General features: G+C 40.7%; 11 protein-coding genes. All 11 read left to right on the top strand.

Annotation, left to right across the window (positions count from 1 at the left end):
- Positions 1–12 precede the first annotated feature (12 nt).
- The 11 genes from purE to purD are packed head-to-tail and all read left to right on the top strand — an operon-like array spanning position 13 to position 11,192.
- On the top strand, positions 13–495 hold the full coding sequence (gene purE / locus CCE82_RS11160) for a 5-(carboxyamino)imidazole ribonucleotide mutase (RefSeq protein WP_086429457.1): 483 nt from the start codon (positions 13–15) through the stop codon (positions 493–495).
- Positions 482–1,606, top strand: coding sequence for a 5-(carboxyamino)imidazole ribonucleotide synthase (purK, locus tag CCE82_RS11155; RefSeq protein WP_086429456.1), 1,125 nt, complete (start codon positions 482–484; stop codon positions 1,604–1,606). Before purE ends, purK begins: the two co-directional genes overlap by 14 nt.
- A gap of 5 nt (positions 1,607–1,611) precedes the next feature.
- On the top strand, positions 1,612–2,313 hold the full coding sequence (gene purC / locus CCE82_RS11150) for a phosphoribosylaminoimidazolesuccinocarboxamide synthase (RefSeq protein WP_086429477.1): 702 nt from the start codon (positions 1,612–1,614) through the stop codon (positions 2,311–2,313).
- A 2-nt stretch (positions 2,314–2,315) separates the two neighbouring features.
- Positions 2,316–2,576 carry a phosphoribosylformylglycinamidine synthase subunit PurS gene (gene purS / locus CCE82_RS11145; protein WP_014614277.1) on the top strand — a complete coding sequence of 87 codons (261 nt, stop codon included), beginning with the start codon at positions 2,316–2,318 and terminating at the stop codon, positions 2,574–2,576.
- A 1-nt stretch (position 2,577) separates the two neighbouring features.
- The gene (purQ, locus tag CCE82_RS11140) at positions 2,578–3,249 is read left to right on the top strand and encodes a phosphoribosylformylglycinamidine synthase I (RefSeq protein WP_086429455.1); all 672 of its coding nucleotides are present in this window, start codon (positions 2,578–2,580) and stop codon (positions 3,247–3,249) included.
- On the top strand, positions 3,242–5,431 hold the full coding sequence (purL, locus tag CCE82_RS11135) for a phosphoribosylformylglycinamidine synthase subunit PurL (RefSeq protein ID WP_086429454.1): 2,190 nt from the start codon (positions 3,242–3,244) through the stop codon (positions 5,429–5,431). The genes purQ and purL overlap by 8 nt, the downstream gene beginning before the upstream one ends.
- Positions 5,410–6,831 carry an amidophosphoribosyltransferase gene (purF, locus tag CCE82_RS11130; RefSeq protein ID WP_086429453.1) on the top strand — a complete coding sequence of 474 codons (1,422 nt, stop codon included), beginning with the start codon at positions 5,410–5,412 and terminating at the stop codon, positions 6,829–6,831. The genes purL and purF overlap by 22 nt, the downstream gene beginning before the upstream one ends.
- 3 nt (positions 6,832–6,834) lie before the next feature.
- The gene (gene purM / locus CCE82_RS11125) at positions 6,835–7,866 is read left to right on the top strand and encodes a phosphoribosylformylglycinamidine cyclo-ligase (RefSeq protein WP_086429452.1); all 1,032 of its coding nucleotides are present in this window, start codon (positions 6,835–6,837) and stop codon (positions 7,864–7,866) included.
- Entirely contained in the window at positions 7,866–8,432 is a 567-nt protein-coding gene (purN, locus tag CCE82_RS11120) for a phosphoribosylglycinamide formyltransferase (protein ID WP_086429451.1), read from the top strand. Before purM ends, purN begins: the two co-directional genes overlap by 1 nt.
- A 16-nt stretch (positions 8,433–8,448) precedes the next feature.
- Positions 8,449–9,927 (top strand): bifunctional phosphoribosylaminoimidazolecarboxamide formyltransferase/IMP cyclohydrolase, encoded by a 1,479-nt coding sequence (gene purH / locus CCE82_RS11115; RefSeq protein WP_086429450.1) that lies wholly within the window; start codon positions 8,449–8,451, stop codon positions 9,925–9,927.
- A 17-nt stretch (positions 9,928–9,944) separates the two neighbouring features.
- The gene (purD, locus tag CCE82_RS11110) at positions 9,945–11,192 is read left to right on the top strand and encodes a phosphoribosylamine--glycine ligase (RefSeq protein ID WP_086429449.1); all 1,248 of its coding nucleotides are present in this window, start codon (positions 9,945–9,947) and stop codon (positions 11,190–11,192) included.
- Positions 11,193–11,603: the final 411 nt, after the last annotated feature.

The raw sequence follows: 11,603 nt of genomic DNA, 5'->3' as shown, positions 1-11,603 counted from the left end.
AGGGTGTTCATTGTGAAAGTAGCAGTCATTATGGGGAGTTCTTCAGACTGGAATGTCATGAAAGAAGCATGTGCCATGTTAGAAGAATTTAAAATTCCGTATGATCAAAAAGTCGTATCTGCACATCGTACGCCACATATGATGGTCGATTTTGCAACAAATGCGAGAAGCAATGGCTATAGTGCCATTATTGCTGGTGCAGGGGGTGCCGCGCATTTACCAGGTATGGTCGCGTCGATGACAAGTTTACCGGTCATAGGTGTGCCGATCGAGTCAAAAAGTTTAAAAGGGCTAGATTCTTTACTTTCAATCGTACAAATGCCAGGTGGTATACCGGTAGCGACGACAGCTATTGGTCAAGCAGGTGCTAAAAACGCCGGTATTTTAGCTGCAAGAATGATAGGGATGACAGATCAAGAAGTACAAAGCAGACTTGAAGCATACGAACAATCGCTTGTTAAGAAAGTGGAGGAGATGCAAGATGACCTTCGATAAGTTGAAGATAGGTCAAACTGTCGGCATTATCGGCGGCGGACAATTGGGAAAGATGATGGCACAGTCTGCACAAAAAATGGGATTTAGAGTTGTGGTATTAGATCCTGATGAGACGTGTCCATGTCGTTACGTCGCACATGAATTTATTCACGCTAAGTACGATGACATGCCAGCGTTAGAGCGACTTGGTGAGATGTCGGATGTCATTACGTACGAATTTGAAAACATTGCAGCGGAGCAACTGCAAACATTGGTTTCAATATACAATGTGCCACAAAGTTACCAAGCTATCCAATTGTTGCAAGACCGTTTGACTGAAAAACAAACGCTTGCCAAAGCTGGGACAAAAGTGGTGCCATTTGTGCAAGTGACTTCTGAAGCAGATTTAGATGAAGCGGTGCAGACATTAGGCTTTCCATTGATGTTGAAAACCCGTTTCGGTGGCTATGATGGCAAAGGCCAAATTCGCCTCACTTCTGAAGCACAATTAGATGAAGCGCGTGAACTGATTGCTAACCAAGAATGTGTTGCCGAACAATTTTTAGACTTAGCAAAAGAAGTATCTTTAACTGTCACTATTGGTAATGAAGGTCAAATAGTGTATTTCCCATTACAAGAAAATGAACACCGAGACCAAGTGTTATTTAAAACGGTTGTACCTGCACGTGCGAATCATGAACAAGAGGCACGTCGAGAAGTAGAAAAAATTAGGGAAGCCGTTCACTTTGTAGGGACGTTTACAGTTGAATTTTTTATTGATCAACACAATGAATTGTATGTGAATGAAATTGCACCACGCCCGCACAACTCAGGACATTATTCGATTGAAGCGTGTGATTATTCGCAATTTGACACACATATTTTAGCTGTAACAGGACATCGTTTGCCGCAACAAATTGAATTGCTTAAACCTGCAATTATGATGAATTTGCTAGGTAAAGATTTAGATTTGTTGGAAGATGAGCTTTTTGAACATCCTGAATGGCACGTCCATCTCTACGGCAAAGCATCACGAAAACCTGAACGTAAGATGGGGCATTTAACAATTTTAACAGATGATATTGCAACGACTGAGCAACAAATGGTCGGAAAATTTGAAGGGAGAGACTAATGCAAATGAGTCTTTTATATGAAGGCAAAGCGAAACGTGTATTTCAAACGGAACAACCTGACGTACTAAGAATTGAATATAAAGATGAAGTGACAGCAGGCAATGGTGCGAAAAAGGATGCAATGGCGGGTAAAGGACGCTTAAACAATCAAATTACATCACGCATCTTTGACTACATCCAAAAAGAGGGTGTTGAAAGTCATTTTATCGAGCAACTATCAGATACGGAACAACTTGTTAAAGCAGTAGACATTATTCCATTAGAAGTTGTTGTACGTAACATTGCAGCAGGTTCAATTACGAAGCGTTTAGGATTTGACAAAGGTCATGTCTTTGATTATCCGTTTGTAGAGTTTTTCTATAAAAATGATGATCTCAATGACCCACTGATTACAGATGATCACGTTAAATTATTGGGTATTGCAAACGATGCAACGATTGAGAAGTTGAAAGAACAAGCTTTACGCGTGAACCAAGCACTGATTAAGTTAATGGATGAGATGGGCTTAGCATTAGTTGATTTTAAAATTGAATTTGGCGTGGATCGTGAAGGTCAATTGCTACTCGCTGACGAAATTTCTCCAGATACATGTCGTATTTGGGATAAAGCAACACAAGAAAACTTTGACAAAGATGTTTATAGAGAAGATACAGGATCTTTAATTGATACTTACCAAACTTTCTTAAATAAATTGGAGGCACTTTAATCATGAAAACAATCGAATTACACATCACTTTACAACCACAAGTTTTAGATACACAAGGTCAAGCGTTAACTCGCGCTGTACACGACTTAGGGTATGAACAAGTCAACGATATCCGTGTAGGTAAAGTTTTATATATGACTGTAGATGAAGCAACAGATGAAGCGGTACACAATGTCGTGACAACATTAAGTGAAAAGTTATTTGCGAATACAGTGATTGAAGAATACAGTTATAAAGTTTTGGATGAAAAGGAGAATCAATAATATGAAATTCGCTGTCCTTAGATTCCCAGGTTCTAACTGCGACCGTGACATGTACAACGCAGCACTTAAATCAGGTGTCGATGCGGACTATGTTGATTACCGTGAGACGTCATTAAAAGGGTACGATGGCGTGTTAATTCCGGGTGGTTTTTCATTTGGAGATTACTTACGTTCAGGTGCGGTTGCAAGTGTTGCTCCGATTATTACAGAAGTGAAAAGACTTGCTGATGAAGGAAAGCCTGTACTCGGTGTATGTAATGGTTTCCAAATCTTAACAGAAATCGGCTTATTACCAGGCGCATTATTACACAACGATTCACATTTATTTGTTAGCCGTAATGAACATCTTAAAATTGTGAACAATCAAACGCCATTTACACAAGGTTACAGTGAAGGCGAAGAAGTCGTGTACCCAGTGGCACATGGCGAAGGTCATTATTATTGTACAGATGAGATTTATCAAGAACTTATCGACAATAATCAAATCATCTTAAAATATATGGATAATCCAAACGGTTCACATGATGATATTGCTGGTATTGTGAACAAAGCAGGGAATGTTTGTGGAATGATGCCACATCCAGAGCGTGCATTAGAAGCGATTCTTGGTACAGACAGTGGCGTGAAATTATTCGAATCAATGGTGAATAGCTGGAGGGAACAAAATGCCTAAATTTTTAGAGCCAACTGCAGAAGAAGTCAAAGTTGAAAAATTATATCGTGACATGGGGTTAAGCGATGCAGAATTTGAAAAAGTAACTGAAATTTTAGGACGTACACCTAATTTTACGGAAACAGGTATTTTTTCTGTCATGTGGAGTGAGCACTGTTCATATAAACATTCTAAACCATTTTTGAAGCAATTCCCGACAACAGGTGAACATGTCTTAATGGGACCTGGTGAAGGTGCAGGTGTTGTGGACATTGGTGATAACCAAGCGGTGGTATTTAAAGTAGAATCACACAATCACCCATCAGCCATTGAACCATACCAAGGTGCTGCGACAGGTGTCGGTGGCATTATTCGTGACATCGTATCAATCGGTGCGCGTCCAATTAACTTATTGAACAGTTTACGTTTTGGTGAGCTGACTGAAAAAACAAATCGCCGTTTATTACGTGGTGTTGTAGCGGGTATCGGCGGCTACGGTAACTGTATCGGTATTCCGACGACAGCAGGTGAGATTGAATTTGACGAACGCTATGATGGTAATCCACTTGTTAATGCGATGTGTGTCGGTGTCATTGATCACGACATGATTCAAAAAGGTACAGCTAAAGGTGTCGGCAACTCTGTCATTTACGTTGGTTTAAAAACAGGACGTGACGGTATTCACGGTGCGACATTTGCGTCAGAAGAGTTAACTGAAGAAAGTGAAAGTAAACGTCCTTCTGTTCAAATTGGTGACCCATTTGTAGGGAAAAAATTAATGGAAGCCACTTTAGAAGCGATTACTTATGAAGAACTTGTTGGGATTCAAGATATGGGTGCAGCTGGTTTAACTTCTTCATCATCTGAAATGGCGGCTAAAGGTGGCAGCGGAATTCACCTTGAACTTGAAAAAGTGCCTGTTCGTGAAGAAGGGATTTCTCCGTACGAAATGATGTTATCAGAAACACAAGAACGTATGTTACTTGTCGTTAAAAAAGGTACAGAACAAAAGTTTTTAGACTTATTTGATTATCATGAATTAGATAGTGCAGTCATCGGTGAAGTGACAGATACGAACCGCTTCGTCCTCACTTACGAAGGTGAAGTATTTGCGGATATTCCTGTAGAACCTTTAGCAGATGAAGCACCTGTTTATATCCTTGAAGGTGAACCGTTACAGCATAATGCAGCACCAAACCGCTATGACGATATTGATGTCAATGACGTTTTCGACCGTTTATTAACACATCCAACCATTGCATCAAAACATTATTTATATGACCAATACGATCAACAAGTCGGTGCAAACACGATTGTGAAGCCTGGTTTACAAGCTTCAGTTGTGCGTGTAGAAGGTACAAATAAAGCCATCGCATCAACGATTGACGGTGAAGCGCGTTACGTATTTAACGATCCATATGAAGGTGGCAAAATGGTCGTAGCTGAAGCGTACCGTAACTTAATTGCAGTCGGTGCAAAACCATTAGCGATGACGGACTGCTTAAACTACGGTTCTCCAGAGAAAAAACATATTTATCAACAATTGACTGATTCAACACGTGGTATGGCTGAAGCATGTGAAGCACTTGCAACACCTGTCGTATCAGGTAATGTATCACTTTACAATGAAACACGTACATCTTCTATTTTCCCAACACCAGTTGTCGGTATGGTGGGCTTAATTGAAGATATTGATTTCTTAAAAACATATCAGCCATCTGTAGGGGACACACTTTATGTCATTGGTGAAACGACAGACAGTTATGGTGGTAGCCAAATCGAAAAATTACTATACAGCGATGTGAACCACGAAGTAGAACAAATGGATTTATCACAAGAAGCGGCGAAAGGTGAAGCCATTCGTGGTGCGATTCGTGAAGGCGTCATTTCACATACACAAACAGTGGGTAAAGGTGGTCTCGCGATTACACTTGCTAAAATTAGTGCGCACTACAGCTTAGGTATTGATGCAGAAGTGAACTTAACAAATGCACAATTATTCAGTGAAACACAAGGACGCTATATCGTTGCAGTAAAAGCAGGTCAAACACTCAACATCGAAGGCGCTACACGTATTGGTACATTGACGGATACAGATGATTTCAAAGTAGCAGCTCAAGACAGTGTCATTGAACGTCGTACATCAGAACTTAAACGTGAATGGGAAGGAGCAATTGAGTCATGTATGACATCCGTGGACTAAATGAAGAATGCGGTGTTTTCGGCATATGGAACCATCCTCATGCAGCCTATTTAACTTACATGGCATTACACAGTCTACAACATCGTGGTCAAGAAGGTGCAGGGATTGTTTGTTCGAACGGAGAACAACTTTTTGGTGCACGTGGTATGGGGTTGCTCACTGAAGCAATCTCAGAACAACAGTTGAACTCATTACAAGGTTATCCGAACGCAATCGGTCATGTGCGTTATGCGACAACAGGTGCGAGCGAGATTTCCAACGTTCAACCGTTCTTATTCAAACATTCTAAAGGGGACTTAGGCTTAGCGCATAACGGGAACTTAACGAACGCGCATCAAATTCGTTTAGCCATTGAATCAACAGGCGGCATTTTCCAAACAACGAGTGACTCTGAAGTACTCGCACATCTGTTGATCAAAGGAAAATCAGAAAATATTAAAACGAATCAAAAAGCAGCATTGAATCAAGTCAAAGGGGCATTCAGTTGTGTCATTTTAAATGAAGGCCAATTGACAGCAACACGTGACAATCGTGGTGTCCGCCCGTTGATGTTAGGTCAAGTTGACGGCGCGTATTGTGTCGCAAGTGAAACGTGTGCCTTTACAGCAATTGGTGCAGAATACATCCGTGACATCGAACCGGGTGAATTGATTACCTTTTCTGGTGAGAATGAAGTGGATTATGACATGTATACGCAAGATATCGGTCATAAAATGTGTTCAATGGAATATGTCTATTTTGCACGTCCAGATTCAGAATTTCATAGACACTCTATATACAATGTACGTAAAGCGCTCGGTCGTAAATTAGCAGAAGAAATGGGCATTGAGGCGGATATCGTCATCGGTGTCCCAGATTCTTCATTACAGGCAGCAAAAGGCTTTTCCGAACAAACAGGCATTCCGAATGAACAAGGTTTATTAAAAAACCGCTACATCGGACGTACGTTTATTACACCGGATCAGTCCGTCAGAGAAAGACAAGTTCGCATGAAGCATTCACCGATTCGCGACGTCATTGAAGGCAAACGTGTTGTCGTAATAGATGACTCGATTGTGCGCGGAACGACAAGTAAATATATCGTCAAAGCATTGAAATCTGCAGGTGCCAAAGAAGTGCATATGGGTATTTCTTCTCCACCGTTGCAAGATCCATGTTATTACGGTATTGATGTCTCTACACACGCTGAATTGATGGCAGCCCAACATACCGTTGAAGAAATTCGAGACATGATTGGTGCGGATACATTGACGTATTTATCTGTAGAGGGCATGCACGAAGTATTTAAAGCACACGATTCAAAGGGAGAGTGTAACGCTTGTTTTACTGGCGAATATCCGATTGAAATTGTGGATCATGAATTACCAGAAGTTAAGGAAATGAAAAGAAGAGGAGTGTAATCAATGGCTGAATCATATAAAAAAGCTGGTGTCGATATCGAAGCTGGCTATGAAGCGGTAAAACGAATGTCAAGTCACGTTGAACGTACGATGCGTAAAGAAGTACTTGGCGGCTTAGGAGGATTTGGTGCAACATTTGATTTATCACAACTCAATATGAAAGCACCAGTACTCGTATCAGGAACAGATGGTGTCGGTACAAAATTAAAACTTGCGATTGACTATGACAAGCATGACACAATTGGTATTGATGCGGTTGCGATGTGTGTAAATGATATTTTAACGACTGGGGCAGAACCGTTATACTTTTTAGACTATATTGCGACACATAAAGTCGTACCAGAAATTATCGAACAAATCGTTAAAGGCATTAGTGATGGTTGTGTCGAAACAAACACGGCATTAATCGGTGGCGAAACAGCTGAAATGGGCGAAATGTATCATGAAGGTGAATACGATGTCGCTGGTTTTGCTGTGGGTGCAGTTGAAAAAGATGACTATATCGACGGTTCAAAAGTAGAAAAAGGCGACGTCATCATCGGACTTGCTTCAAAGGGGATCCATTCGAATGGTTACAGCTTAGTCCGCCGTCTTGTTACAGAGTCAGGCATCGATGTGAATGATACATTTGAAGGGGGGCAAAGTTTCTTAGATGTATTACTCACACCAACTGCTTTATATGTGTCACCAGTACTTGCGGTGAAAAAAGATGTACGAATTAAAGCGATGACACATATTACGGGTGGTGGTTTTTACGAAAATATTCCAAGAGCGTTACCAGAAGGCAAAACTGCAGTCGTGAATACAGCCTCATTCCCAACACCGTCTATTTTCAACTGGTTACAACAACAAGGCAACATTGACACAGATGAAATGTATCACATCTTTAACATGGGTATCGGCTTTACACTTGTCGTTGCACCTGAAGATGAAGCAACAGTTCATGAAATCTTAAAAAATGCGAATGTGGATGCTTATACAATCGGTCATATTGCTGAAGAAGATCATGCCATTCGCTTAACGGAGGCAAAATAGTGGTTAAAATTGCAATCTTTGCATCTGGCTCTGGCACGAACTTCGATAACATTATGAAGCGTGTCGAATCAGGTGAGCTCGCGCATATTGAAGTCACAGCATTGTACACAGACCAACCGGAAGCAGCATGTATTCAATTGGCACAACAACACGGCATTCCTGTACATGCTTTCGAACCACGAACTTTTGATGATAAAGCCGCTTATGAAACAGCGGTATTGAACTGGTTAAAACATGAAGCAGTCGAATGGATTGTATTAGCAGGCTATATGCGCTTAATCGGGGAAACATTGTTATCAGCCTATGAAGGACGCATTTTAAATATTCATCCTTCATTATTGCCTAAATATAAAGGTAAAAATGCAGTAGGACAAGCGTTAAACAGCGGGGATAAAGAAACAGGTTCAACAGTACATTACGTAGATGCAGGGATGGATACCGGCCAAATCATTGAGCAGCGTACATGCCCCATTTACGAAGACGATACACAACAATCATTAGAAGAACGTATTAAATCATTAGAGTATCAGCTATACCCAGCAGTCATTAAGAAGATTATTCGATAAGGAGATATCATCAATTATGAAAAAAGCGATTTTAAGTGTTTCAGACAAAACTGGTATTGTTCAATTCGCGCAATCACTCGTTGAAGCAGGTTATGAACTGTATTCAACAGGTGGTACTTTCCGTGCGATTGACGAAGCAGGTGTGAAAGTGACATCGGTTTCTGAACTGACACAATTTGAAGAAATTATGGACGGTCGAGTGAAAACATTACATCCAGCTGTCCATGGCGGTATTTTAGCAGATCGTGACAAACCAGAACATCTTGAGCAATTAAAAGGTCAAAATATTGATTTAATCGATATGGTCGTTGTGAATTTATACCCATTTAAAGAAACAGTGAAAAATCCAGATGTGACAGAAATGGACGCCATTGAAAACATTGATATCGGTGGACCAACGATGTTACGTGCAGCAGCGAAAAACTTCAAACATGTGACAACGATTGTTGATCCAACAGACTATGATGAAGTCATTGAACGCATTCAAAACGGTACTTTAGATGAAGCGTACCGTAAGTCATTAATGATTAAAGTGTTTCAACATACATTTGAATACGATCAAGCCATTACACAATTTTTCGGTCATCAACAAGAGCAATTACGTTACGGTGAAAATCCACAACAATCTGCGCAATTTGTACGTACGTCTACAGCGAAAAATACCATTGCAGGTGCGACACAATTACATGGCAAACAATTAAGCTACAACAACATAAAAGATGCAGATGCCGCATTAAGTTTAGTGAAACAATTTGAGCAACCTGCAGCTGTGGCAGTGAAACACATGAACCCATGTGGTGTGGGGACAGGCGAAAACATTCATGAAGCCTATGCACATGCGTATGAGGCGGACAGTCAATCTATCTTTGGTGGTATTGTCGCATTAAACCGTCCAGTCACTGCTGAACTTGCTGAAGACTTACATGCAATTTTCTTAGAAGTCGTCATTGCACCTCAATTCGAACAAGCAGCATTAGATATTTTACAACAGAAGAAAAATATCCGTTTACTTGAAATTGAAATGACAGAAGAAGCAGATACAACTGAATTTGTCTCTGTATCAGGAGGTTACTTAGTTCAAGATAAAGACCATTTTGATGTTGATCCAGCAGACATGAAAGTAGTCACTGATGTTGAGCCAACGAAAGCACAATGGGAAGCATTGTTACTTGGTTGGAAAGTTGTTAAATCTGTAAAAAGTAATGCGATTGTCCTTGCGAATGAGAAGCAAACAGTGGGAATCGGTGCAGGTCAAATGAATCGTGTCGGCTCAGCTAAAATTGCAATTGAACGTGCGATTGAAATGAATGATCATGTTGTACTCGCATCAGATGGTTTCTTCCCAATGGGGGATACTGTAGAAACAGCAGCAAAAGCAGGCATTAAAGCAATCATTCAACCAGGTGGCTCGATTAAAGACCAAGATTCTATTGATATGGCGAATCGCTATGGTATTGCTATGGTGACAACAGGTATGCGTCACTTTAAACATTAATGAGGAGGATGTCAAATATGCATGTATTAGTCGTCGGTGGCGGAGGACGTGAACACGTACTCGCACACAAATTAAATCAATCGCCATTGGTTTCACAAGTTTATGCGATTCCAGGCAATGCTGCAATGACAAATGTCGCAGAAGTACATCACGAGATTGCAGAATCTGATCATGAAGCGATTGTTGCATTTGCAAAAGCACATGAGGTGAAATGGGTCGTTATTGGACCGGAACAACCATTGACAGAAGGGCTTGCTGATGCATTAAGAGCTGAACAAATTAAAGTATTTGGTCCAAACCAAGATGCCGCTCAAATCGAAGGCTCAAAATCATTTGCTAAACGTCTCATGGCGAAATATGACATTCCAACTGCCGCATACCGTGAAATCGATCAAAAAGATGAGGCGCTCGCATATATTGAAACATGTGACTTGCCGATTGTACTTAAAAAAGATGGACTCGCGGCTGGTAAAGGCGTTATCATTGCTGAAACACGTGATCAAGCACGTGAAGCTGTAGAAACGTTATATCCTGAAGCGAATAGTAAAGTCGTATTCGAACAATTTTTAGAAGGGGAAGAATTTTCGCTTATGACGTTTGTGAATGGCGATTATGCAGTCCCGTTCGATACGATTGCGCAAGATCATAAACGCGCGTACGATCAAGATAAAGGACCGAACACGGGGGGCATGGGGGCGTACTGTCCAGTGCCACATATGAGTCAAAGTGTCTTAAAAGAAGCCAACGACAAAATTGCGCAACCGATTGCCAAAGCGATGAAAGCAGAAGGACATGACTTCTTCGGTTTATTATATATCGGTGCCATTTTAACGAAGGAAGGCCCGAAAGTGATTGAATTTAATGCACGTTTTGGCGATCCTGAAGCACAAGTATTACTCACTCGCTTAGAAAGTGATTTAATGGCACATATTATTGAATTGGAAAACAAAGCACCAATCAACATGAAGTGGAAAGATGATGCAGTTGTTGGTGTCATGCTTGCTTCAAAAGGCTATCCGGGTGCATACGAAAAAGGTGCAACAGTAACAGGATTTGAAGATGAACCAGGTGCTTACTTTGTGAGCGGCTTAACGCATGACGGTGAAAATTATGTCACATCAGGTGGACGTGTCATCCTTGCAATTGGCGAAGGTGCAACAATTGAAGCGGCACAACAAGCTGCCTATGCACGTGTAGCAAAAATTGAAAGTGACGGCTTATTCTATCGTCAAGATATCGCACATAAAGCAATTAAAGCTGACTAAATATAAAGGGACTAGGAGATTAAGTTTTCCTAGTCCCTATATTTTTAGGGACTTACATGTATCTATGATGGTAAAACATCCGGAATTGAGGATGAACTGATCGTCATCATTAAATGCTTTGGATTGTCTTCATATTAGAAACTTGCCCTCTGTTCCAGTATTTGGAGTATGATTGCCAGAAGGCTGAGACTCTTGAGGGATCAGCTGGTCCGGAAAATCCACTAACGCTTCAACAAATGTAATAGTTTAATCAAGCGTTAGTTAGTTGAAGGGCCAGCCCCTAAGAAACATATTAAGATAGTAGTGAAGAAATTATGACGATAGTTTCTTCACTACTTATTTTTTATAATAGGTAGTTGAGAGAAGCTAAATCGAACTTCCCTTGGATTTTAAAATTCGTCAGGAAACTGA

The organism is Staphylococcus cornubiensis (assembly GCF_900183575.1).
GTDB lineage: Bacteria > Bacillota > Bacilli > Staphylococcales > Staphylococcaceae > Staphylococcus > Staphylococcus cornubiensis.
The sequence above is the reverse complement of the archived record's forward strand: the minus strand, read 5'-3'. Positions and strand labels throughout refer to the sequence as shown.